The sequence below is a fragment of the Acinetobacter sp. I-MWF genome (assembly GCF_025433935.1).
Classification (GTDB): domain Bacteria; phylum Pseudomonadota; class Gammaproteobacteria; order Pseudomonadales; family Moraxellaceae; genus Acinetobacter; species Acinetobacter guillouiae.
Window position 1 is genome coordinate 2,749,254 of record NZ_JAMBAR010000001.1, and the last position, 25,126, is coordinate 2,774,379.

General features: G+C 37.4%; 25 protein-coding genes. 13 read left to right on the forward strand and 12 right to left on the reverse strand.

The annotated features are described in order from the left end of the window. Positions 1-172 precede the first annotated feature (172 nt). Positions 173-1,660, reverse strand: coding sequence for a SmvA family efflux MFS transporter (locus tag M2R48_RS12740; RefSeq protein ID WP_262086357.1), 1,488 nt, complete (start codon positions 1,658-1,660; stop codon positions 173-175). Between the two features lie 114 nt (positions 1,661-1,774). Here M2R48_RS12740 and M2R48_RS12745 point away from each other — a divergent pair, with 114 nt between their 5' ends. Continuing rightward, entirely contained in the window at positions 1,775-2,362 is a 588-nt protein-coding gene (locus M2R48_RS12745) for a TetR family transcriptional regulator (protein ID WP_262086358.1), read from the forward strand. Positions 2,363-2,478: 116 nt separating this feature from the next. Here M2R48_RS12745 and M2R48_RS12750 read toward each other — a convergent pair whose 3' ends face one another. The 3 genes from M2R48_RS12750 to M2R48_RS12760 all read right to left on the reverse strand — a co-directional run bounded on the left by M2R48_RS12750 (position 2,479) and on the right by M2R48_RS12760 (position 6,262). Next, complete coding sequence (locus M2R48_RS12750) at positions 2,479-3,744, reverse strand: serine hydrolase domain-containing protein (RefSeq protein WP_262086359.1); 1,266 nt, start codon at positions 3,742-3,744, stop codon at positions 2,479-2,481. 80 nt (positions 3,745-3,824) lie between these two features. Further along, a complete protein-coding gene (locus M2R48_RS12755) occupies positions 3,825-4,679 on the reverse strand; it encodes a MaoC family dehydratase (RefSeq protein ID WP_004719535.1) in 855 nt (284 codons plus the stop codon). A 191-nt stretch (positions 4,680-4,870) separates the two neighbouring features. Continuing rightward, positions 4,871-6,262, reverse strand: a complete 1,392-nt coding sequence (locus tag M2R48_RS12760) for a 3-oxoacyl-ACP reductase (RefSeq protein WP_004822281.1) — start codon at positions 6,260-6,262, stop codon at positions 4,871-4,873. A 311-nt stretch (positions 6,263-6,573) separates the two neighbouring features. On the opposite strand from M2R48_RS12760, the gene M2R48_RS12765 reads away from it, so the two are divergent. Further along, positions 6,574-8,112, forward strand: coding sequence for an acetyl-CoA C-acetyltransferase (locus M2R48_RS12765; RefSeq protein WP_004719531.1), 1,539 nt, complete (start codon positions 6,574-6,576; stop codon positions 8,110-8,112). Between the two features lie 167 nt (positions 8,113-8,279). On the opposite strand, the gene M2R48_RS12770 is transcribed toward M2R48_RS12765, so the two are convergent. Then, positions 8,280-9,398 carry an OmpW/AlkL family protein gene (locus M2R48_RS12770; protein WP_262086360.1) on the reverse strand — a complete coding sequence of 373 codons (1,119 nt, stop codon included), beginning with the start codon at positions 9,396-9,398 and terminating at the stop codon, positions 8,280-8,282. Positions 9,399-10,071: 673 nt separating this feature from the next. Between M2R48_RS12770 and M2R48_RS12775 the strand changes: the two genes are divergently transcribed. The 3 genes from M2R48_RS12775 to M2R48_RS12785 all read left to right on the forward strand — a co-directional run bounded on the left by M2R48_RS12775 (position 10,072) and on the right by M2R48_RS12785 (position 13,293). Continuing rightward, positions 10,072-11,244: an iron-containing alcohol dehydrogenase gene (locus M2R48_RS12775; protein ID WP_262086361.1), complete on the forward strand. Its 1,173-nt coding sequence runs from the start codon at positions 10,072-10,074 to the stop codon at positions 11,242-11,244. 203 nt (positions 11,245-11,447) lie between these two features. Next, on the forward strand, positions 11,448-12,290 hold the full coding sequence (locus M2R48_RS12780) for an SDR family oxidoreductase (protein WP_262086362.1): 843 nt from the start codon (positions 11,448-11,450) through the stop codon (positions 12,288-12,290). A 40-nt stretch (positions 12,291-12,330) separates the two neighbouring features. Next, positions 12,331-13,293, forward strand: a complete 963-nt coding sequence (locus M2R48_RS12785) for an alpha/beta hydrolase (RefSeq protein WP_034615198.1) — start codon at positions 12,331-12,333, stop codon at positions 13,291-13,293. A 57-nt stretch (positions 13,294-13,350) separates the two neighbouring features. Here M2R48_RS12785 and M2R48_RS12790 read toward each other — a convergent pair whose 3' ends face one another. Further along, positions 13,351-14,532 (reverse strand): hypothetical protein, encoded by a 1,182-nt coding sequence (locus M2R48_RS12790; RefSeq protein ID WP_004719519.1) that lies wholly within the window; start codon positions 14,530-14,532, stop codon positions 13,351-13,353. 359 nt (positions 14,533-14,891) lie between these two features. Here M2R48_RS12790 and M2R48_RS12795 point away from each other — a divergent pair, with 359 nt between their 5' ends. Then, on the forward strand, positions 14,892-16,403 hold the full coding sequence (locus M2R48_RS12795) for an aldehyde dehydrogenase family protein (RefSeq protein WP_004719517.1): 1,512 nt from the start codon (positions 14,892-14,894) through the stop codon (positions 16,401-16,403). A 131-nt stretch (positions 16,404-16,534) separates the two neighbouring features. On the opposite strand, the gene M2R48_RS21615 is transcribed toward M2R48_RS12795, so the two are convergent. The 3 genes from M2R48_RS21615 to M2R48_RS12805 form a co-directional block, all read right to left on the reverse strand. Then, positions 16,535-16,846 (reverse strand): hypothetical protein, encoded by a 312-nt coding sequence (locus tag M2R48_RS21615; protein ID WP_410004179.1) that lies wholly within the window; start codon positions 16,844-16,846, stop codon positions 16,535-16,537. A 118-nt stretch (positions 16,847-16,964) separates the two neighbouring features. After that, positions 16,965-17,384, reverse strand: a complete 420-nt coding sequence (locus M2R48_RS12800; RefSeq protein WP_262086363.1) for a hypothetical protein — start codon at positions 17,382-17,384, stop codon at positions 16,965-16,967. A gap of 54 nt (positions 17,385-17,438) precedes the next feature. After that, positions 17,439-18,311 carry a LysR family transcriptional regulator gene (locus tag M2R48_RS12805; protein WP_262087494.1) on the reverse strand — a complete coding sequence of 291 codons (873 nt, stop codon included), beginning with the start codon at positions 18,309-18,311 and terminating at the stop codon, positions 17,439-17,441. A gap of 147 nt (positions 18,312-18,458) precedes the next feature. Here M2R48_RS12805 and M2R48_RS12810 point away from each other — a divergent pair, with 147 nt between their 5' ends. Then, positions 18,459-19,376 carry an AEC family transporter gene (locus M2R48_RS12810; RefSeq protein ID WP_315972842.1) on the forward strand — a complete coding sequence of 306 codons (918 nt, stop codon included), beginning with the start codon at positions 18,459-18,461 and terminating at the stop codon, positions 19,374-19,376. A gap of 160 nt (positions 19,377-19,536) precedes the next feature. Here the strand turns inward: M2R48_RS12810 and M2R48_RS12815 are convergent, their stop codons facing one another. Continuing rightward, the gene (locus M2R48_RS12815; RefSeq protein ID WP_262086365.1) at positions 19,537-20,130 is read right to left on the reverse strand and encodes a 2-hydroxychromene-2-carboxylate isomerase; all 594 of its coding nucleotides are present in this window, start codon (positions 20,128-20,130) and stop codon (positions 19,537-19,539) included. A gap of 163 nt (positions 20,131-20,293) precedes the next feature. Continuing rightward, positions 20,294-21,040, reverse strand: a complete 747-nt coding sequence (locus tag M2R48_RS12820) for an SDR family oxidoreductase (protein ID WP_004719501.1) — start codon at positions 21,038-21,040, stop codon at positions 20,294-20,296. A gap of 95 nt (positions 21,041-21,135) precedes the next feature. On the opposite strand from M2R48_RS12820, the gene M2R48_RS12825 reads away from it, so the two are divergent. From M2R48_RS12825 to M2R48_RS12840, 4 genes are all read left to right on the forward strand, one after another. Then, entirely contained in the window at positions 21,136-21,702 is a 567-nt protein-coding gene (locus M2R48_RS12825; RefSeq protein WP_262086366.1) for a TetR/AcrR family transcriptional regulator, read from the forward strand. 67 nt (positions 21,703-21,769) lie between these two features. Then, entirely contained in the window at positions 21,770-22,486 is a 717-nt protein-coding gene (locus M2R48_RS12830; RefSeq protein WP_209828594.1) for a glutamine amidotransferase, read from the forward strand. A 363-nt stretch (positions 22,487-22,849) separates the two neighbouring features. Continuing rightward, positions 22,850-23,086 carry a DUF333 domain-containing protein gene (locus tag M2R48_RS12835; RefSeq protein WP_245349895.1) on the forward strand — a complete coding sequence of 79 codons (237 nt, stop codon included), beginning with the start codon at positions 22,850-22,852 and terminating at the stop codon, positions 23,084-23,086. A gap of 201 nt (positions 23,087-23,287) precedes the next feature. After that, a complete protein-coding gene (locus M2R48_RS12840; protein ID WP_262086367.1) occupies positions 23,288-23,821 on the forward strand; it encodes a ClbS/DfsB family four-helix bundle protein in 534 nt (177 codons plus the stop codon). Here the strand turns inward: M2R48_RS12840 and M2R48_RS12845 are convergent. Further along, positions 23,818-24,030, reverse strand: a complete 213-nt coding sequence (locus tag M2R48_RS12845; RefSeq protein WP_262086368.1) for a hypothetical protein — start codon at positions 24,028-24,030, stop codon at positions 23,818-23,820. The two genes, M2R48_RS12840 and M2R48_RS12845, sit on opposite strands and share 4 nt — an antisense overlap. 248 nt (positions 24,031-24,278) lie before the next feature. Between M2R48_RS12845 and M2R48_RS12850 the strand changes: the two genes are divergently transcribed. Both M2R48_RS12850 and M2R48_RS12855 read left to right on the forward strand, forming a co-directional pair. Continuing rightward, complete coding sequence (locus tag M2R48_RS12850) at positions 24,279-24,488, forward strand: hypothetical protein (RefSeq protein ID WP_034615229.1); 210 nt, start codon at positions 24,279-24,281, stop codon at positions 24,486-24,488. A gap of 76 nt (positions 24,489-24,564) precedes the next feature. Then, positions 24,565-25,119 (forward strand): lipocalin family protein, encoded by a 555-nt coding sequence (locus M2R48_RS12855; RefSeq protein WP_262086369.1) that lies wholly within the window; start codon positions 24,565-24,567, stop codon positions 25,117-25,119. The last annotated feature ends 7 nt before the right edge of the window (positions 25,120-25,126 follow it).

Consider the following 25,126-nt stretch of genomic DNA (forward strand, 5'->3'; position numbering starts at 1 on the left):
GATTTAAAAATATACACTAGCAAATTTACTAAAAAAACACTGCCGTGGCAGTGTTAAATAAATCACAATTTAAGCTGCTAAAGTTTTTCAATCGCTTCACCAAACTCATTTTTTCACACTGTAAAATCTAAATGTAAAAAATAAGCGCATAATTTAAATTATGCGCAATATTCTACACAGCAATCTGTTTCTTTGCTGGTAAAGCACGCCAAACAAATACAGATAAAACCAAGAACATCAAACCCGAAATACCCAAGACTTTACTATGTGAATGAATAAACGCTTCAAAAGCAGCTTGTTTTACCTGTTGCATCAATGCAGGTTCTAATTGTTTGCTCAGCAATAATGCCTCACCAATAGAAGAACTTGCTTGAGCTGCGATATTCAGCGGTAAATGATCAGGCAAGATAATCGAATGCGCATAAAATATAGACAACAATAATCCAAAAATCGCAATCCCAAGACCTGCACCTAACTCATACGCCATACCTTCAATTGCACCAGCAGCCGTTGCTTTTTGTGGAGATACAGCAGACATAATAGCTGCTGTGGAAGATAATAATGCGATTTCAACACTGATCCCCATCAGCACCATCCACACCCAAGCTTGAATATAATCGATGTCAAAATTGGTCATGGCCAAACCAAAGAAACATAAGGCACACATCAGCATCCCAACAGTTGCTACAGGTCTTAAACCATAGTGATTCATTAAAATACTGGTAAAGGGTCCACCAATACTAATTGCAATCATAAAGGGTAAAATAAACAAACCTGCTTCTAATGGGCTATATCCATACACAAACTGTAATTCTTGTGAAAGCAGTAGCTCAAAACCAACTAATGCAATCATTGCCACCATTGCCATCACAATACTGGTTGAGATCACAGGATTCTTAAACAGACTAAAATCGATCATCGGTTGGGTTGTTTTCAATTGATGGCGGATAAATCCCACTAACAATCCCAATCCAAGCACAAAAATCAAAATCATCCCTAGGCTAAACGCATAGATAGAGGTCTTAATCGAATAAATCAGCATTAAGATTGCAGTGACCAAAATGAGCGCTTGTAATAGATTTAAAGGTTGTTTGGTTTGTACTGCTTGCTTTGGCACCAGCCATGTCGTCAATACCAAGACCAAAATAATAATTGGCACGTTAATCAGGAAAACGGTTCCCCATGAAAAATGTTCCAGAATAAAACCACCCAACAGTGGACCAAAAGCGGCTCCACCACCACCGACAGTTCCCCAAATACCTAAAGCATAATTACGTTGTTTTTCATCTAAAAAGGTATTTCGAACACCTGCCAAGGTTGCAGGTAAAATCATGGCAGCGCCTACACCAAGAAATGCTCGGGCAGCAATCAACATATAGGCTGAACTCGCAAAAGCAGCCATGAGAGAAGCCACACCAAAAATACCAGCACCAATCAACATCAGCCGTTTAAAACCAATACGATCCCCCAATGCCCCCATGGGTAAAATCAACCCTGCCATGATCAGTGAATAGATATCTATCACCCAGAGCATTTCATTACTGGATAGTGATAAGGCAGCACTCAATGTTGGGATGGCAACATGCAAAACCGTTGCATCAATTGAAACCGGTAAATAAATTAAAACGATGATTGCCAAAATCACCCAATTGCGGTACATAACACACCTAATTAAAGTTGGACACTTGTTCAAGTTTCATCATTATAACCAGACTTGAACAAACGTCCAACTTTGTTTAATATTTGTTTTGTAAATTTTGTTGTATTAAAAGTGATGAACTATTTAAACCGAGAACAACGTCGTAATATGATTTTGGCTGCAGCAAAGCGTGTTGCATTACAAGATGGATTGAATGGATTAACTGTGCGCCGTATTGCCGCAGAAGCACAAGTTTCAACAGGGCAAGTACATCATCACTTTGAATCAAGTTCGCATTTAAAGGCCGAAGTTTTTATCGAATTGATGGATCAACTCAATGAAGTAGAAGGTCAAATTAAAACCAACAGTAGTTTTGAACGTTTATCTCTCTTGCTAGGCTTTGAAAATATTGAACTAACTCAACCCTATTTACGGCTCTGGAATGAAGCTGAGATTTTAATCGACCAAGATCCTGAAATTAAAAAAGCTTATAATATTACGATGGAACAATGGCATGTTGCCTTGGTTACAGCGATTGAACATGGCATCGCCCAACAAGAATTTAAAATTGCTACAGCCAGCAGTAGCCAAGACATTGCTTGGCGGCTGATTGCTTTTGTTTGTGGTTTAGAAGGAATCTATCAACTTGGCTTAAAAGGTCTAGACCAACACTCGTTTAAACATCATGTCGAAACCATCTTAAAAATGGAGTTACTTGCCTAAGAAAATATAGATGGATCTACATGCCGCTGTATAAAGTCCTTATTTTTAATTCTTTTGCACTATAAGACTCAGCCATCTAACCTTCTATGAAATTTCAATCGCTTTGATCTTAATATTTAGAACCAGCCTTTACTTCCCTTAAGTAAACCATCAGCGCAACGTAATGTTTCTTGGGTCAGTCCCCAAAGACGATAATCGCCTGTGATTGAACCAATGGCAAAATTATGAGTATAGGCAAAACTAAGCCCTCGTTGCGGATCACACCACGCCCCAGAGCCATTATATCCAATATGTCCAAAGCCTTGCTTAGCACGTTTACCCATACTAATCACACGATGGTAGCCTAAACGCCATTTCATAGGAATTGGCATCACGCGATCTCGTTTAATCGATTGGATCTGACTTAACTCTGTAAATATTTCAGGGCGAATTAAAACTTTTCCTTCCCAAACCCCTTTATTTGCCATCATGGCATAAACTTTTGCAAGACTATTGGCGCTAAATACACCATTGGCCGCTGGAATAATCGCTTGAAGCCCTTGGTCACTAAAGAAACTAAAATCACGCATCCCTTTCGGTACCATAGCATCTAAAAAATCTTGCGGATTTTGTCCGGTTAATTCAACCAATTTATCGGAAAAAGACGTTTTATGATGCTTCTTAGCTTTGCTCTTACTGGATTTTGTTTCTGTTTTTTGTACTGGCACTGCTTTTTGAATTAAACGCGCCACACGATTTAACTCAGATTCAGGCACACCAAAATAGGCACCATCAAGTTGTAGGGGTTCAACCAAATACTTCTGCATTAACTGTGTTAAAGATTGATGCGTTGCTTTCTCTAAAACACCACCCACCAACCAGCCAAATGTTAATGCCTGATATGCAATATCAGTTCCTACAGCAAAACGAGGTGTGGCCTGCTCCATTACCTTGAGCATATGCTGCCAATCGGCCATTTCAACGGCACCAGCAATAATATTTCGAATATCGTATAAGCCACTTTGATGACTTAAAATATGACGCAGTGTCATATTCTCTTTACCATTTTGAGCAAATTCAGGCCAAAAATTGACTATAGGCGTATCGTAGTCTAAGAAACCTTCACTCACTAAAATATGTGCGAGTGTGGCCAGTACACCTTTCCCTGTGGAATAACAAACCGACAAGGTTCGCTCATTCCATTGCTCAGTTTTTGATTTTTTACCCGTATATATATCGACAACTTTTTCATTTTGAAAATAAACAGTTAAAGCAGCACCACCATTTTCGCTACGACCATCCTGCAAACGACTAAATTGAACAGCGAGATCTTGAAAACGCTCATCCACATAGCCCTGATAATTTTTCGTACTCGCAAAAATAATGTCCGTTAAACTGCTCATTGCCCTATCCTATTTTTTTAATCATAACTTTTTTAATTAAAAAAGCCAGAATCATCTCGACTCAGGCTTTATATTTTATCTTATAAAGCGTTAACCACACCAGAAACATGAGGTTTTTGTGATTTTTGATTACGAATCAAAAAGTCAGTTGTTGTACCATCTTGTGCAGTTAAAAATTCTACTGTTGAAGGTAAATACATCGGCAATTTAAACAATACATCGGCTTCATAAGCTTCTGGTAAGTTAAGCCCAGCGAGAACGCGCGCCTTGCTCCACATCCCATGAGCAATCGCTTGTTTAAAACCAAATGCTTTTGCAGTTAATGCATGGATATGAATCAAGTTAAAGTCACCTGATGTCATAGCATAACGACGACCAGTATTTTCAGAAACTTCCCAAACCGCCTGAACTTGATAATTTGGTTCTTTTTTATCTTTTGGTTTTTCTGTAACTGAACCATCGGTTTTTTGACGTGCTAGATAGGTGGTTAATCCTTGCATGACCACGTCACCGCCAACTTTGGCTGTTGTGATGAAGTCGAACTGAACCCCTTTATCATGGGGCTTTAGCTCACCAAATTGACAAGATAAAGTCAGCTGTTCATTGACCCCAATTTTACGTGTTTGCTTAATTTGATTGCGAATATGCACCAAGCCTAAGATTGCAAAAGGAAATGCTTCAGAGGTCATCATATGCATTTGTAAACTTTGCGATAAAACAGCTAAATAAATCGCGGGAATATACCCATTATTTTTAAAGCCACACACTTCATTATATGCTTTTAAATGATTTGGATCAATTTTGAATGAATCAACCACATATTCAACTTGCGGTAGAACTTTTTCACCTTTTGGCTTTTTAAAAATTAAACCCTGAATCACTTTTGGATAAGCTAAATATGGCTTAGGAAGTTGACTAAAATGGCGAGTATTCATACTGGACCTTTGAAAAATTAATTCTTATTCAACATTTAAAAAATCCAACATTTCAGTTGGAAATTAACGGATGATACAGCTTAAACATCCTGATTTCGTTCAAGAGAAAGCCAGCGAAAGCGTTATTTAAATACACAAATAATCTCTTCGCGGTAATCCCCTAAACGAAACAGGATTTCACTTATGCGTGATTATGCACCCAATAAGCTTTGACCACAAACACGCACAACATTACCATTTAATCCTGTAGATGCTGAAGATGCAAATAAAGCAATTGTTTCAGCAACATCAACAGGTAAGCCACCTTGACTCATTGAGTTCATACGACGACCCGCTTCACGGATTGCAAATGGAATTGCCGCTGTCATTTGAGTTTCAATGAAACCCGGCGCTACAGCATTAATGGTAATACCATTTTTTAACACAGGCGCAGTAAATTTCACCAAACCAATGACACCTGCTTTTGATGCCGCATAGTTGGTTTGACCTAAGTTACCAGCAATACCTGAAATTGAAGATACGCAAACGATACGACCATTTGCATTTAAACCATCATTTGACAATAAATAATCGTTAATACGTTCAGCAGCAGATAAGTTGATATTAATCACCAGATCCCACATCTCTGGCTTCATATTTGCCAAAGTTTTGTCACGTGTAATACCCGCATTATGTACGATGATATCTAAACCACCTTGTTGAGCTGCCGCAGCTTTGATTTTTTCACCAGCATCAGCAGCAGTGATATCAATTGCAAGTGTAGAACCACCGATTTCACTTGCAACACGGTCAAGGTCTGCTTGTTGTGGTGGAACATCTAAACAAATTACATGTGCACCATCACGTGCCAATACATGTGCAATCGCTTCACCAATACCACGGCTTGCACCTGTTACTAGTGCAGTTTTGCCTGCAAGCGGTTTTGCCCAATCGATATCAATCACATCACCTTTAGATACGCGAATCACTTGACCCGATACGTATGCTGAACGTGGAGAAATTGCAAAACGTAAACTTGATTCCAAGTTTTGTGCAGCATCTGCATCAACCAGAATAAGATCAGCAGCAATTCCTTTCTTAAACTCTTTACCAACCGATTTAACAAACCCTTCTAATGCACGTTGTGCAATCGCCTGCTTAATCGTTGGTGCAGTTTCAGGTGTTAAACCAATAATAATTACACGGCCTGATGTTGCAATTTGACGGGCAACAGGATTAAAAAACTTGTGTAGTTCATGTAATTGTTCTGAATTTTGAATCCCTGATGCATCAAATATCACTGCTTTGAATTTTGATTCTTTATCGCCTTCATTAAAAGCGCCAACATTCAAACCAGATTTTGCCGCAGCTTGTTGTAACTCTGCGTTATTCCCTGCATAAGTGTTGGCATGAATATTACTAAGAACCTGCGCAACTTCACCAGTGAAATGACTCTTTGGAGCTGCACCAAATAATACAGCACCTTTAACGACAGGAGTGGCTGACTCAAAGCGGTCTAGCTGGATTGGTGATGGTAAACCTAAATTTTTTATGACAAATTTACCAATTGGAGATTTAGCAAATGCTTGGTATTGGTCAGACATGTTTCTTATCTCTCATCAAATTAATTTTGTATGGGGCTTAAGCTATCTTTTAACTTCAGTATAATCTCAGATATTTAGCTGTGTTACGCTTTCTTAAATGGCTTGCGTTGGTCTTCGCGCAAGACTTAGAGGAATCGTCAACAACGCTATCATCTATATGACCCATAAGTTTCAGTTAAATCATACTTGAGTTGCCAAAATGATGACTTGACCTGAAAGAATATGCAAATGTCATTATAGTCAATTCGAGTCATAGCCAATTATGTTAATGTAAGCACTAAGAATATTGCGAACATGCTTGGAAAAGCCTTATGAGCAAAACAACTCAAGAAAATTCAAACGCTGAAAGCACTGTACAAGAAACTGTGTCAAATACATCAAAAGCTCGTACTCGTACGAGTAAAAGTAGCAACACAAATTCTACAAATGCCAATGCAGCCAACACGACTAAAAAACCGACTCGTGCGCCAGCAGCTGCTTCACGTAGTAAAGCAACAGCATCGACGGCAAAAAAAGTTACAACAGCTTCATCTTCTAAAACTCAAACTTCTGGTCAGCAGGATAAAATTATGAGTCAAAACACTGTACGTCGCGTAGCAATTATTGGCGGTAACCGAATTCCTTTTGCACGTTCAAATGGCCCTTATTTCCGAGCGTCAAACATTGACATGCTTACTGCGTCTTTAAACGGTTTAATTGAACGTTTTAACCTTCAAGGTCAACGTTTAGGTGAAGTTGTTGCTGGTGCAGTTCTAAAACATAGCCGTGATTTCAACATGACACGTGAATGTGTTTTAAATACTCAACTTGCACCTGAAACCCCTGCTTATGATATTCAACAAGCATGTGGTACTGGCTTACAAGCAGCTTTCCTTGTTGCAAACAAAATTGCATTAGGCCAAATTGAAGTGGGTATTGCTGGTGGTGTGGATACTACCTCTGATGCACCGATCGCATTTGGTGACGGCTTACGTAAAGCATTGCTTGAATTAAACATAGCAAAAACAGGTAAAGACCGTTTAAAAGCCTTAGCTAAAATCAATGTTAAAGACTTGATGGATGCGCCAAAAAATGGTGAACCTCGTACAGGTTTATCTATGGGTGATCACCAAGCGATTACTGCTCTAGAATGGGGTATTCCTCGTGAAGCTCAAGATGAACTTGCTGCATCTTCACATCAAAAAATGGCCAAAGCATATGAAGAAGGTTTCTTCGATGATTTGATCACGCCATTTATGGGTCTAGACAAAGACAATAACTTACGTCCTGATTCTTCAGTTGAAAAATTGGCTAAGCTTAAACCTGCATTTGGTAAAGGTGATACTGCAACAATGACTGCAGGTAACTCTACTCCTCTTACAGACGGCGCTTCAGTTGTACTTTTAGCCTCTGAAGAATGGGCGAAAGCAAATGGTCATGAAGTACTCGCGTACTTAACATTCACTGAAACTGCTGCTGTAGATTTTGTCAATAAGAAAGAAGGTTTATTGATGGCACCTGCTTATGCTGTTCCACGTATGTTGGCTCGTGCGGGTATTAAACTTCAAGACTTCGACTACTATGAAATTCATGAAGCTTTTGCATCACAAGTTCTTTCGACCTTAAAAGCATGGGAAGATCCTAAGTTCTGTAAAGAACGTTTAGGTCTAGATGCACCATTGGGCTCAATTGACCGTAGCAAACTCAATGTTAAAGGTTCTTCTTTAGCTGCTGGTCATCCATTTGCAGCAACAGGTGGTCGTATTTTGGCAACTGCTGCAAAATTGATTAACCAAAAAGGTTCAGGTCGTGTGTTAATTTCGATTTGTGCTGCTGGTGGTCAAGGTGTAACTGCAATCGTAGAGAAATAAGTTCTCTGATTTGTACCATACCTTCAAAAAAGCATCCTAAATGGATGCTTTTTTATTGCTCGTCAATCTACATATCGCTAACAAGATTTTACCTAGACCACAAAAAATGGTCAGCCGAAGCTAACCATTTAAAATCTTCACTATTCTTAGGGAAAATAGTGTTGATTTTAGAAGCGATACCCCACACCAACATAAGTAATCAATGGATCTATATCGACTTTTGTCGTGGAATTAATCAGTCGCTTACCAGTCTTGGCATCAACGACATCAATCTTTGCCTGATTGTTGAGCTTGGCATAAGAAACAGAAGCCACACCAAACCAGTTTTCATTAATATCGTAAGTAGCGCCCAGACTTACAATAGGTGCTATTGCATCAGTCGTTTTAACTCTTACATAAGGATTTGCACTGGAAGGTTTGCCATCTAACGCAGCCCCAGCTTTTCCATCTAAAACGTTTTGAATCATGTGTCCCGCTGCAACCAGATCACTTTTGATCTGTGAGTTCAACTTAATATCCGTGAAATGAGAGTACATCACCCCTACCCCAACATATGGACGCAATTTATTGACACCAGATTGACCAAATTGATATTGCGCTTCCAGCGCTGGTGTCCATGCACGCACCGATGCTGCTTTAGACTTATTGCCTAAATTGGTGATTGGAATGGCTTGATTTAAACCAATACCATCTGGAAATAAGATATTAACCAACTCATTTGGCGAAGTGGCTAATCCTGTGAGTGGTGCCAAGATTTCCCCTTTACCTTTAATATCCACTTTTGGAGGAATCCCACCAATGAGCTGCAAAGAAACATTGTCGTTGATGTAATAATTTAACATCAAGCCAAGTGTATCCACATCATCGACTTCAAGCCCTGTACCCTTGGCTTGCCAATTTTCCAAGCCATGAATATTTGCGGTTCCTGCGACCTCCGGCAAAATATTACCCTTACCATCAGTCAATAAGGTTTGCATAAAGGCATCATTGAGAAATTCAGTTAACACCTCTTTCTGATTAAATGGCACTCCGCCTAAGTCTTCTCCCATCGCATTAGGATCAACTGAGTTTAAAAAACTGGTTGTAGAGATACTTCCGACTGTTGCATTGGTACCATTTTTAACACTGGTATTAATATTAAAGGGATTTGCTTTTCCTTGAGGCATGACATGTAACCAACCTGCAGATACTGAAAAGCGTTTATACTCCCCCGCAAAACTCGTGCTGGTAATCGCGAATAATGAAGTTGCTATAGCAATATTTTTTAACGTTAATATTTTTTTCATTTTTTATCCTTAAAATATGAGATTACCGAACCGTGGCAACCTGTTTAAAAAACATACATAAAAAACAATATTTATGTATAAAATTCTGATCAATAGCATTAACACTCATCCAAAAAAAATATTGGCACTTTTATTTTTAATTTTTCTATAATACTTATTAATGATATATATCATTATTTTATTTTTATCATTTAGCATAAATTAACAGTACAGGTATATTTAAAAAGTCTATTTAAGCCCATACTGACCTAGTATAGAAATATCAAACTTTTCACATATTTTTCACTTTTTAATTATTAATACACATTCTCATTAATTGATAATTTAGTCTATTTTTATAGATTTTAAAATTTATGCTCGAAATTTAACTCAACCATTCACTTTTTAAACACAAAATGATCTGTCAAAGCAAAAAATACCAAATAAAATCAGTTTTTGTCGTTTTTAATCAAAACTCGTGTTAAAGCCCGATTTTCAGCTTAAAATTATAAAGAAAAACTTCATCACTTTATTTTAAATAAAAATATCAAATACTTAATTCAAAGTTTGCATGATTAAAATTTGGTAGGTGTTTAGTAGGTATTCAACCTAGCCCTCAAAACTGATACTCAACCTCAAGGTGATCATCACCTTTCTGGAATGATGAAATAACAATGGTAGAAGGAATCGCACCATGGCTTTTAAAAATATAGCAGATCAAACAAACGGTTTTTACATCCCTTGCGTCTCACTTTTTGGTCCAGGTTGTGCCAAAGAAGTCGGCGCTAAAGCACAAAATTTAGGGGCAAAAAAAGCCCTCATCGTCACTGATGCTGGCCTATTCAAATTTGGTGTTGCAGACATTATCGTTGGCTATCTCAAAGAAGCTGGCGTAGACAGTCATGTTTTTCCTGGCGCAGAACCAAACCCGACAGATATTAATGTACACAATGGCGTAAATGAATATAACAATAATGGCTGTGACTTTATTGTGTCTTTAGGCGGCGGATCTTCTCATGACTGTGCAAAAGGAATTGGCCTAGTCACCGCAGGTGGCGGTCATATTCGTGATTATGAAGGGATTGATCAAAGTAAAGTCCCAATGACACCGCTTGTCGCAATCAATACAACGGCGGGAACTGCTTCTGAAATGACTCGTTTCTGTATTATCACCAATACAGATACCCATGTAAAAATGGCGATTGTTGACTGGCGTTGTACACCGCTTGTTGCAATTGATGATCCTAAACTCATGATTGCAAAACCTGCTGCTTTAACAGCTGCAACGGGTATGGATGCTTTAACTCATGCTGTAGAAGCTTATGTTTCAACTGCTGCAAACCCAATTACAGATGCATGTGCAGAAAAAGCCATTTCGATGATTAGTGAATGGTTAAGCCCTGCGGTAGCCAATGGTGAAAATCTTGAAGCACGTGATGCGATGGCATATGCACAATATTTAGCAGGTATGGCATTTAACAATGCATCTTTAGGTTATGTACATGCAATGGCTCATCAATTAGGTGGCTTCTATAACCTTCCACACGGCGTATGTAATGCAATTCTATTACCGCATGTGTGTGAGTTTAACTTAATTGCTTGTCCTGACCGTTATGCAAAAATTGCCCAATTAATGGGTGTCAATACCGAGGGTTTAACCGTTACTGAGGCTGCCTTTGCTGCGATTGATGCAATCCGTGAGTTATCATCATCTATTGGCATCCCTTCTGGCTTAGCTGAACTGGGTGTCAAAGCGGAAGATCATGCAGTAATGACATCAAATGCGCAAAAAGATGCCTGTATGTTGACAAATCCACGTAAAGCAACTGATGTTCAAGTCATTAAAATTTTTGAATCAGCAATGTAAAACGATACTCTTTGGTTCTACGTCAGCCTGACAACTGTTTTAGGCCAAATTCAATGAAGTGTGCTTGATACTCAGGAATATTACTTAGGTAATATTCCTTTTTTATACGCTTATTAAAAAATGACAATCATTATTGTCAGATATATTGATAAAGTCACAATCTATGACTATGATGCTTAAAACATCAGCGGATTATTTCAGCAATGACAACAACAAGTAAAACCATCATCATCACGGGTGCAAACACTGGAATCGGGCTTGCAACTGCAGAAACATTTATTAAGGATGGTCACCATGTGATCATTGCTTGTCGTAATCCAGAAAAAGCAAACACAGCACAGCAACACTTAGAGTCATTCGGTACAGGTCAAGTAGACGTGATTCACCTTGATTTAAATAGTCTTGAACAAATTAACCAAGCAGCCAATGAAATTATTGCCAAATATGAAAAAATTGATGTATTAGTCAACAATGCTGGCATGATGACACCTGATCTTGAGGCCACAGCTGATGGTTTTGAAAAACAGTTTGGGGTAAATTATCTGGGGCCTTTTCTTTGGACATTGAAACTTCTTCCATTGGTTCAAAAAGCCCAACAAGGTCGTGTAATTCATTTGGCTTCAATGATGCATCTTTTAGGTCGTATCCAACCTGAGAATTTTAACGCGGATCAAGTGAAAAAATACAATGGTGTATTGAGCTATGGCAATAGTAAATTAGCCAATCTGCTGTTTAGTAATATCCTTGCCAAACAACTACAAGGAAGTCATGTCACCAGCAATGCATTGCATCCAGGTGGCGTAGATTCTGAGATTTATCGTGAATTACCCAAATGGCAATATGCAATAATTAAACTTGGTCTTATTCCACCTTCTAAGCCTGCCGAATTAATTAAAAAAATTGCTTTTGATCCATCATGGGAAAAGCGCAATGGGGATTATGTGAGTTTGCAAACCCCTGCATTTAAATCAGGCAAAGCCAAAGATATACAGTTGGCACAAAAACTATATGATGAATCCTATGCGCTGGTAAAAGACTATCTGTAATTTTTCGGATTTCATTTTTCAATAAATTCAGGAATATGCTATGACCACTCAATCTACTGAATATCAACCTGATATCCTTGGTACAGGTTATGAAAAACTAACCTTAAACTTAACAGATGACTATGATGGTAAAGTCATTGCGACTTTGGTACGCAAACAAGCAGTTCAAGCGACCAAGAAAGCGGTGCTCTATATCCATGGTTTTATCGATTATTTCTTTCAAACAGAAATGGCTGAACAATTTAATCAACATGATTATGATTTTTATGCACTTGATTTAAGAAAATATGGTCGTTCTTACCTACCACATCAAAAATATTATTATGTTCTAAATTTGAATGAATATGATGAAGAAATCACACAAGCATTAAAGATTATTGGTCAGGAAGGCCACACTGAGGTGTTACTGGCAGGACATTCTACAGGTGGATTGATCGCAACATTATATGCAGCACATTATCCACAACACCCCCTTATTCAAGCCTTATGGTGCAATAGTCCTTTCTATGACTTTAATATGCCTGCTTGGAAGAAAAAATTAGCCCTCCCAAAACTCAGCGCATTGGGTAAACGCTTACCTAATTTAAAATTTCCAAGTGAATTAAATAAATGGTATGTCACTAGTCTGCATAAAGATTTGCAAGGCGAATGGGATTTCAGCTTAGAGTGGAAAAAACCAACTTACCCCAAAGTATATTTAAGCTTTGTGCATGCAATTTTTGAAGCACAAAAAGAAATTCATGCAGGCGTACAGATCAATGTACCAACCTTGGTGATGCATTCTCACAAAACGACCTATCCCAAGAAATTTAACCGAGATGCTCAAAGCACTGATGTTATTTTAGAGGTCAAAGACATCATCAGGGATGCAGGTAAAATACAGGGCGATGTTAATGTCATGACCATTCAAAATGGACTGCATGACTTGGTCTTATCGGCACCAGAAGTCAGAAAAGAAGTTTATCATCAACTTTTTTCTTGGTTAGCCCAAAAACAGCTTTAAAAGCGCCAATTCATTCTTCTTTACAAGCGAATGATCAGTTAAAAGTATCCTGCAAAATCAATGTTCATCTTTATATTTCATTAGAATTTGATGAGCAGGATGCCCGACTGGTGTAAGTTCAATCAAACGTTCAACGGCATCAATCGCCTCTGGAAAATGTGCAAGGTGTTTTAATAAAGCATCTGTTTCATTGGCTTTAAAAATCGCTTCACTCAGGCGTGATTCAAGGCAGTCTCGCCATGCAGATAAAAAAGGACTTTCAGTTTTAGCTAAAAATACACCTTTGCATAATTTTAAAGCGGATTCTGTATAGCCTGCATCTAAAGCATTCTCTGCTTGCAAGAAATCTGCTTCAACATGTGCCAATAAACGATAAGGCCGTGAACCCAGCATGCCACCCAAGATATCGCGCAATTGCGACATTTCAGCTTTTAATGTGCCGACACTCACTTTTCGTTCACCATATAGTGCTTGATGTAAATTTTCCAGATTCATCCCTTGTGGGCACAACGCAAGAATGGTCAAAATTTCAATTTGTCGTGGTGTCAGTACCACGATCTTGCCATTGAACAACACTTGTGGCACAGCAAAAGCCCGGATAAATAAATGTTGTTGCTGAAACTCTAGCAATGCCGATTGAATAATTGAGGCACAGCGTTCAGCGGCCAGTAATCCCAAACTATTGTGATGATTCCATGTGGTTGAAAGATCAATTACCCCTAAAACTTGTTTGGAATATGGATCTATAATTGGAGAGGCATAACAAACCCAGTCATGCACCGAAGACATAAAATGTTCATTAGAAAACACACAACTGGATTGTTGGGTTTTTAATGACAGTGCCAAAGCATTGGTTCCCACCAAATCTTCTCGCCATTGCCCACCAGCAATAAAATGAACACGTTCTGCGGCATTACGCATTTGCCCACTTGCAGCTGACCAGATAATGGTACTGCCAATATCCCCTACCGCAGCAACCATTGCAGACTGTTCTGCGATATGAGTTAATTCATCACGACAATGTTCGATTGCTTTTTCTAACAGTGTTTTTCTTTCTTGTTTTACATTCATCAAGGGTGCAGCATCACGATCTTTGGGAATCGCAGCTGAGTTGGAACGTTGCCATGAACTTGCAATACTCTGCCCGAGTTGATCAGCATGTTTTAAAGACAAACTACTACTTTGGCGTAATTGCTCAATTAAACTCCGTTTATTTGATAACTCTTGTTGGCTTAACATACGCTACTTCCTCTGTAATTCGTTAAAAAATATCCTATCCTTTCTCTGTTGTTTTTATCCAGCGGACCTGCCTATAAATTACTCTAGCACATTAACACAGTGAGCTTAACCTCAGTCAACACAACTCATACCAAAGCGTTAGAATAAAACCAATTTTTTCCAATATTTAGCAATTTTCCAATAAACAAGAAAATATTGCCAAAGATTAAAGCATAGCGCAAATATGTCTTGGATTTCATCCAACCTTTTCCCTACCTTTGACTCTCTATGCTCAAACCATCATGTAAACAATCATTGTTCATACATGCCATATTAAACACATCATGAATGATCATGAATATAAGTAAAGGGATACTCTTATGCGTTATGTAGATCCAAATCAGCCTGGTTCAAAAGTACAGTTCAAAGCCCAATATGAAAACTTTATTGATGGCAAATGGGTAGCACCGGTTAAAGGGCAATATTTTGATAATGTCTCTCCTGTAGATGGTAAAGCCTTTACCAAAATTCCACGTTCTTCTGCGGAAGATATCGAACTTGCATTAGATGCAGCACATAAAGCCAAAGCTTCATGGAACAAAGCTTCTCCAACAACACGTTCAAATGTACTGCTGAAAATTGCAGATCGTTTAGAAGAAAATTTAGAATTACTCGCAGTTGCAGAAACATGGGAAAACGGTAAGCCAATTCGTGAAACATTGGCAGCCGATATTCCTTTAGCAATTGACCATTTCCGTTATTTTGCAGGTTGTTTACGTGCACAAGAAGGTGGTATTTCTGAAATTGATGAAGATACCATTGCTTACCACTTCCATGAGCCTTTAGGTGTAGTTGGTCAGATCATTCCATGGAATTTCCCTATTCTTATGGCAGCATGGAAACTTGCACCGGCACTTGCAGCGGGTAACTGTATTGTGCTTAAACCTGCTGAACAAACTCCATCAAGTATTTTAGTTGTTGCTGAACTCATTCAAGATATTTTACCGCCAGGCGTTTTAAATATTGTCAATGGTTACGGCGTTGAAGTGGGTCGCCCACTGGCAACCAATCCACGCATTGCTAAAATTGCATTTACAGGCTCCACTGCTGTTGGTCAAATGATCATGCAATATGCAACTGAAAATATTATTCCTGTGACACTTGAGCTTGGTGGTAAATCACCAAACATTTTCTTTGAAGATGTCATGGATAAAGATGATGATTATTTAGACAAAGCACTTGAAGGCTTTGCTATGTTCGCTTTAAACCAAGGTGAAGTATGTACTTGCCCATCACGTGCCTTGGTTCAAGAAAGTATTGCCGATAAATTCCTAGAAATGGCAGTTGAACGTGTAAAACGCATCAAAACTGGACATCCTCTAGATACAGACACCATGATTGGTGCTCAGGCATCTCAAGAGCAACAAGACAAAATCTTGGGTTGTATCGCAACAGGTCGTGCTGAAGGTGCTCAATTGCTTACAGGTGGCGGCGATCGTCAGGAAGTCGGTCAAGGTTTCTATATTGAACCTACCATTTTCAAAGGCGACAACAGTATGAAAATTTTCCAAGAAGAAATTTTTGGACCAGTGCTCTCTGTCGCAACATTTAAAGATTATGACGATGCAATCCGAATTGCCAATGATACGATGTATGGCTTAGGCGCTGGTGTATGGTCGCGTTCTGCGCATACCTCTTATCGTGCGGGTCGTGCGATCGAAGCTGGTCGCGTATGGACCAACTGCTACCATATCTACCCTGCACATGCTGCATTCGGTGGTTATAAGAAATCAGGCATTGGCCGTGAAAACCACAAGATGATGCTTGATCATTATCAACAAACCAAGAATTTATTGGTTAGCTATTCAACCAAAGCAATGGGCTTCTTCTAAGTTCAGTAATTGATTTACACTTTAAAAAAGCGAACTTCGGTTCGCTTTTTTGGTCATGATGAAGATGCTTTTTAATTCTTATCACAATCAGCTCTTCATCATTTTATACAGATTGTGATGGTTCGCTAAATTTAGTCGGTTGTTGGATTCATCCAAACATCTTCATAGCCATGCTCATCAATAATGACATGATAACCGTGCTCAAGCGCCAAATAAGGTAAAATTTCAGGTAAATATTGCTGTAAATGCGAGGCATGCAGCGGTTGATAAAAATCATCAGCGGAAGAATATTCTCCACAGTGAATAAACCAAGAAACATTGTCTGGTTTTTGTAGCGCAACTCGAACTGCATAAATCGGTTGTTGACCTAGACTCTGTAATGCAATTGCAACCCTATCCGACAGATTAAATTCGATATATTTTGACTGATATTTTTTGCAGATTTACCGTTGTAATGTTTCTAAATCCATCAACATATTCCTTTATCGCCTGTTTAGTATTGTTTGTTTAGTTGCATAAACCAATACGTTCAAATCAGATATACTCAGATTAGCAGCAAAATTATTTAAGTCTTTTCCATAACATTTTAATATTTTTGAAGCTATATCCCACCACGACTCTTAAATTCATCATCAATAACATTGTGAAAAACACAACCACAAACATCACTAAACTTCGTGGAAAAAATTTCTGATCTAAAACAGATTGATAAGTATTCAATGCTAAATATAAAATGATCAAAAGTGTGTAAAACAACAGTTGAAAGTAGATTTTGTATCTTGGCTTTTTCTCAACAATTTCCATCAAATATATAGACAAAGCTAATGCAGAAAATGCAGTAAAAACGAAAAAGCCGAGTACCCATAAAATGCTAAAGCTTTTGATATGGCTGATTGCCCATAAGGATAGGTTAGCAACACAGCCACATAATATAAATGCTGTTTTAGGACGTTCTATGAGTTTATAAATCAAATCATTCATTCTCTGTGCTTATACTGTTCTTTTGTTCTTTTGCGAAACGCTCACGATAAAATGCTAAACCATTTGTGCAATATCAATAAATGCCTGTGTAATTGGACTCATCTGTTTTTTATTCTTCACTGCCAGACTAATAGACCGCTTGATATTGGGTGATAAAGGTAATTTTTGAACATTGGGAAACAGCGTCATCAACTCTTTATTCAAGGCCATATCTGCGACAATTGAAACACCAGCACCATTGTTCACCATATTAATAATGGTCAAAATTTGAGAAAAATAACATTTAATTTTTGGACTCAGATTGGCTTTTCTAAACATCTCTGTCACATGGTTTTGACTGCCTGCTGAGGTCATTAAAAAAGGATGTTCAACCAATTCATCCAATCGAACTGCACTTTGTTGTGATCGTGCATAGGATTTGGGTATAAGTGCTACAAAAATATCCTCAATCACAGGAAAAGTATCAAAACGTTCTTCAGGTAAAACCACAAATCCAACATCAATAGTACGGTCATGAATCCATTGAGCAATATCTTTGTCCGTTCCTTCTTTAATAAACACTTCAATATTTGGATATTTTAAACTAAATTTTTCTAGAATTAAGGGAATCAATACATTAGAAGATGAAGCACCAAAAGATCCAATTCTTAAAGTGCCAGAATGAAATCCTTGTATATCGGAGATTTCTTGTTTTAGCACATTAGAAATATTCAAAATTTCTTTCACATGCACTAAAAGCCGTATACCCGATTCAGTTAACTCAACTTCATTATGATTGCGATAAAACAATTTGACCGACCAATCTTGTTCTAAGCCTTTAATTGCATGAGAAATCGCAGATTGAGAAATTTGCAAACGCTGTGCTGTAACAGTAAAGCTTTTCTGTTCAGCCAACATGGCAAAAATAGTCAGTTGAGTAAATGTCATCGCCACTCTATCCATGAGTAAAGACTCATTTTACCATGAATAGGCATAAGTCATATTCTTGATTAAAGTTTACTTGGGTTTAGCTTACAGATGAAAAAATCAGTGGCTGGGACTTGGTCGAATTAGGTTCTGCATAGAGCGTTCAGCATGCTACAAATGATTACTATTCTTTTCCCATCCATTGCCCTGATTGGTTTAGGTTTTTATCTGTTCCAGTCGCGTATATTGGAAGAGAAATTCTGGAATGGCGCAGAAAAGCTCAATTACTATATTTTATTTCCAGCCTTATTGTTTAGCTCTCTTGCAAATGCAGATATGAATATGGGGCATCTCAACAGCATTCTTACGGTCATTTTTTTAATTATGGCCATGATCATTGCTGGCATTTATCTGTTTGCAAAGTTAAACCGCACACCTATTGCTCAGATCGGTGTATATGTCCAAAGCTTGATTCGTTTTAATACCTATCTCGGACTCTCGATTGCCACGACACTCAATCATGCTGAAATCAAAAGTATCTTGGTAAATATCCTTGCTATAGCAATTCCCTTGGTTAATGTTATTTCGATCCTTTCTCTGACAGATAAAGATCAACTGAACATTAAAAATATTTTCTGGTCTTTAATCAAAAACCCACTGATCAGCTCTTGTATATTGGGAATTACATTTAATGTTTTAAACATCCCTATTTGGTCTGGCTTTGCAAATCTGTTAAATGCTTTTTCAAGTAGTAGTCTGATGTTGGGCTTATTATGTGTAGGAACAGCAATTCAGTTTTCGACCCTCAGAATTTATCTGAAAAAGTCTTTGCTCATTAGCCTACTCAGATTATTGCTGATCCCGCTTATTGCCTTTATCTGTTTGCAGTTTTTTGAGCTAAGTCATGCCGCGGTGATTGCTATCATGATTTTCTTTTCTATCCCAACCGCATCTTCCGCATATATCTTAACCAAACTGTTAAACGGCGATCATCAATTAATGGCAGCAAGCATCAGCATGCAAACACTTTTATCCGTATTCACTTTGGCACTGATCCTTGCACTATTACAGCATTATTATGTTTAATCTATTATATTTTTGATTAGCGTTTATTCATCAAATATTTTGCTGATTCGATGTGGTTTGGCTTTGTATAGAATAGCTGTGCTGCATGGCTAGCTACAGCACAGCTATTCTCTCATGCTAGCAGTCTAAATAATGGAATCAGAATTTAAAAGCGTATTGATCAAGATTTAGCCAATTCCATCTCAACAAAGTGAAGATGATCAACGCCCCAAAACATTTCATTGCCAATAAACCATGTCGGTGCACCAAAAACACCACGCCCAATGGCTTCTTCTGTGATATTTTTTAGTTGGGCTTTAACCTGTTCATCTGAAAGCCAAGTTTGAACCTGCTCTGTACTAAAACCCAATGATTGAAATAAGCTAATAAGTTCATTGATATCATTTAAATTACGCGGATGCCCAAACATTGCATCAAATAAAGCGTTTAACACTGTTAAGAATTTTTCAGCTTGATAAAGCTGAACCGCTGTAATCACGCGCATCAGATTTAAAGTATTAATAGGAAAATAGGGATTCATTTGTATTGGAATATTCCAGAGTTTTGACCAACGCCCCATATCAATCATCGAATAGCTGGCTTTTGCTGGCACAGCCATTGGACTACTGTTCCCTGTGGCTTTAAAAATACCACCAAGCAAGACCGGCTTCCAAATCACTTGCGCTTGATTTTGTTTTGCAATTTTTTGAATCTGATAAAAGCCTAAATAACTATATGGACTACCCAAATCAAAATAAAATTCTACCTGTTTCATTTAGTGTTATTCCTTAACTGTACTGATCATGTTTTTATCGTACTACTGTAAAAATGATTCTAGAAAAAACTTAAATCATCACTTCTTAATCTCTCTATATCGAGATAAGTCATCTAGCTATATTAACCTACTCATACAAACCAACTTACTAATATAAAGTGACTTACCATTTTTCCATCCAAGGACGTAAATCTAGCTCATGTGTCCATGCATCACGTGGTTGCTGGGCAAGATGCCAATAATTTTCAGCAATATGTTCAGGATTTAAAATACCATCTTGATCTTTTTTCTCATAAAGATGAGGAAAACTGTTTTTAATAAAATCTGTATCAATTGCACCATCAACTACCACATGAGCCACATGAATATTCTGTGGACCAAGTTCACGCGCCATACTCTGTGCCAAAGCTCTAAGTGCATGCTTTGCCCCTGCAAATGCTGAAAAATAAGCAGCACCACGTAGACCAGCAGTCGCGCCAGTAAAGATCAATGTCCCGCGTTGTCGGCTTACCATTCGTTTCGCCACTTCACGACCAGTTAAAAAAGCAGAAAAACACGCCATTTCCCATATTTTAAAATATTTACGCGCTGTTTCTTCAAGTATGCTACATGGAACATTGGCACCGATATTAAAAACCAGTACCTCTATTTCGCCAATGTTGCTTTCAATTTCTTCGATCAATTGTATAACTTGCTGTTCTTTTCGAGCATCAGATGCAAAACCATATGCTGTTCCACCTGCCTGTTCAATCTCATCAATCAGTGGTTGTAACTTGTCAGCATTGCGACGGGTCATACAACTAATATATCCCCCTTTGGCAAAACGTTTCGCAATTGCGCCACCTGTTGCATCACCTGCTCCAATAATCAATGCAACCTTCTGATTTGATGTTGTTATTTCATCTTGCATATCATGCTTCCCTTTTTGCATAACGATCGTTATTATAACGATTACTATGTTATAGTTTAACTAGAGCGTCAAGAAAAAATTTGATCGAGGAAAATATGCGATACAAATCTGGCTATAAAGAAGAAAAAAGAAAAGAGCTATTAAAAATCAGTGGACAGCTTGCTAAAAAAGATGGTTTTGCTGCAACCGGTGTAGATGGCTTTATGAAAGCTGCTGGTGTGACCAGTGGTGCATTCTATTCACATTTTTCTTCCAAGCAGGATTTGTTTAAAGCATTGGTTGAAAACGAACTCAAAAATAGCATTCAGATGTGGCAAAACAATCCCCATGAGCAGGCTGAGTTATGGATTGAATTTGAACTCAATCGTTACTTAACCCTCTCGCATGTTGAACATCCAGATTATGGTTGTGTATTGCCAACACTCGCTACAGAAGTCGCACGTTCTGATGAGGAGATTAAACAATGCTATCAACAAGAATTACAACGCGGTCATGCCCTATTTACTCAACGCCTTGGGAGTGAAGAAAAAGCTTGGGGCGTCTTATGTCAACTGGTGGGTGCTATACTGATAGCAAGAAGTGTTTCTGATAATTCGGTTAAATTGACCATTTTGGAATCAAGCAAACACTGTATTTATTCTATGTTGCAAATCACAGCATAAATTTAGTTTTCAACCCAATACAATCTAGTATAAATTAGCAATATTCTCGTTAAATCATTATAAAACCATGACTTCCTCCACACACGCTTTGCCGAAGACAATCTATGCCATTCAACATTTAGCATTTGAAGATTTAGGTATTCTTGAAGACACTTTTTATGATTTGGGCTATCGCATACGTTATTTTGAAGCGGGTATGGATGATTTAAAGCAAGCTTTTGAATTTGAAGGTCTAGTCATCATTCTAGGTGGCCCAATTGGTGTTTATGAAACTGAAGACTATCCTTTTTTAAATGATGAAATCGCTTATCTTAAACAGCGTTTAGCCAAGAATTTACCAACAATTGGCATTTGCTTAGGTGCACAATTGATTGCACATGCTTTGGGCGCAAAGGTTTATGCAGGCCATCAAAAAGAAATTGGCTGGAGTCAATTGAAGCTAAATCTAGCTCAAAATAATCCCTTATTACCACTCGTTAATACCGAAGTTTTACATTGGCATGGTGATACCTTTGACTTACCTGTACAGGCTGAATTACTTGCCAGTTCAGCAATTTATACAAATCAGGCGTTTAGAGTTGGACAAAATATCTTGGCGTTACAATTCCATGTGGAAGTTGCGGCAGACGATATGGAAAAATGGTTGATTGGTCATACGTGTGAATTACGCAAAGCTGGCTTAAATATTCCTCATTTACGATCTGAAAATGAAAAATATGCAGCAAATCTTGAATTAAAATCACCACTGGTTTTAGAGCATTTTATCAAACACTTAAATGTATAATCTATTTATCTATATCAGCATGAAATAGACTTTTCTGTTTCGTGCTTTTTATAACGTATTTACTCTTCACCCATTAATACGGCGTTGCTCGAAATATAATATCAATACTGCATTACTTATATTTAACTGATTATTATATTTAACTGACTATAGCATTTACATTAAAAAGATATTCTTTATTCTCACACAATATTATTTAATCAAACTTAATATTTTACACTAAATCATACCTGATCATTATGTTTGAGCTACAGGATTATACAGAGTAGATACATTAAAGCTTGCTGAATTATTTATACTGCATACTTTAAAACCAAGACTTTGTTTGCAATGAATAAAATATATATTGGCGCTTCTGTGCTCATGACAACACTTCTTTCTGCCTGCTCTACCCCTGAAGTAAATAATCAAAATGCTAAGCCGCTGGGCATGGCCAATCCTGCAAGTGTGTATTGTCAAAAAATGGGAGGAGAGTCTCAGATTAAAAAAGATGCTTTAGGAAATGAAGTAGGATATTGTAAGCTTCCAAATGGAACAGTGGTTGATGAATGGAAGTTGTTTAGAAGTGCACAAGGCGATGAGCAAGCTGCTACTAAATAATTTTGAATAATCGCTGCGGAATATAAACAATAGATAAGCCTTCTGGAATGACTGATTTTCTATTGGCATAAATTTCAGACTCATTACTGTATATTCACTACGGTAATGAGTTGCTCCATCATTGTCATAGTTAAAATAAATTAGATCTAAACATGCATTAAATATAAACAGTATTGTATTTATTTTGGGAATATTGAATAAATGAAAACCTACCAGTCTAAACAGGAACTGATTGTTGCAATTAATAATTCATTAAAGCAATATTTAACAGAATTTGAAGAAATATCCGAAGACTTAAAAGATCATAAAGTTGCGGCTGTAGATAAAACCCCTGCCCAAAACTTAGCCTATCAATTGGGATGGGTAAATTTATTATTAGAATGGGAAAGTAAAGAACTTGCAGGTTTCCCCGTTTCAATGCCAAAAGAAGGCTATAAATGGAATAACTTAGCAAGTCTATATCAAAATTTTTATCAAACTTATGCCCAGTATTCATTAAAAGAAAATACTCAGTTATTGTCTAAACGAGTCAAAGAAGTCACAGACTGGATTGAAAATCTAACAGATGAAGAACTATTTAAAATAAATCAACGTAAATGGGCAACCACACCTGCCAACTGGCCACTGTATAAATGGATTCATATCAACACTGTCGCCCCTTTTACCAATTTTAGAGTTCAAATCAGAAAATGGAAAAAACTTAGCATAAATACTGAACCAACTAAAAAGCCTTAACAGGTTATTTTTTTCAATTCTAAATATTGAGTAATGGTGTTATTTAATTCATCCAAATAATACTGTTTAGGCTTTTCTTGTCCCATAGATTTGTCTAATTTCATTAAAGCAGGCAGGTATTCATTTTTATAGACACGCTCATATTCACTACAGAATAATGCTCTATTTACCTCATTACTGGTATTTTCATTATCCAGTTGCTCATGCATGACTTCAATTTTTTTCTTGTTTCATCAATACCAAACTATTTTTATCCTATATCACCTTCTCAATTTATCGATAACAATTAAAATTTGAGTTTTACTAAAGTACGTATTAAAATCTTGATTAAGTAACAAAATCAAGATTTGATATAAACAGATCGAATATCATTCACTAAAAGTGCAGAGCGTTAAAATTCAATCACTCGTAGTTTTATTGATTATTAGCCATCATCAAGGTGTAAAGAATTTAATCCATGTCCCCTAGAAATAAGCCAAACAGAAAACAATTGTTATCCTCTGCTTGGTCAACAGATCAAGATTGCTTTCTGATTGAAAACAATCATTTAACTGTTGATCAATTGGTTGAAATACTGCCCTACCAACATGATGAAATTATCGCAAGAAAAAGTCAACTTGGACTACTTAGAAGAGATTTTTACATGAAAAAACTACATGACTTGTAAGCAAAATTACAATATCGCCGCATCGGGCGCGACATAATGAATATATATATTAAATACTTAAATATAGGGCTATGTCATGAACAACAAGTTTAAAATATTTACGCTCGTCGGTGGAATAGCATTACTGAGTGTTGCGGCATTTGCTTATGCAGGAAATGAAAAGATTCAAACCGTTAACAATGTAGATTTAAAGAGGTATCTGGGTACTTGGCATGAAATTGCACGCAAGCCAATGTATTTTCAAAAGAAATGTGATTATAACGTTACTGCTGATTATTCCTTAAATGAAAATGGTTCAATCAAAGTGGATAATCGTTGTTACGATAAAAATAGCAAACTTCAACAATCGATTGGCGAAGCATCTGTACAAAACGCGCCTACAAACTCCAAATTAAAAGTGAGTTTTTTACCAAAAGCACTTCGTTGGTTACCTGTAGGGCGTGGTGATTATTGGATTTTAAAATTGGATGAAAATTATCAAGTTGCATTGATCGGTACACCCAATAAGAAATATTTATGGTTACTCAGTCGATCTCAACAGCTTGATCCAGCCAAGACTGAAGAATATTTAAATTATGCTAAAAGCTTAGGGTATGATTTAAGTGATTTAATTGAAACCAAACAAAAATAAAAACTTA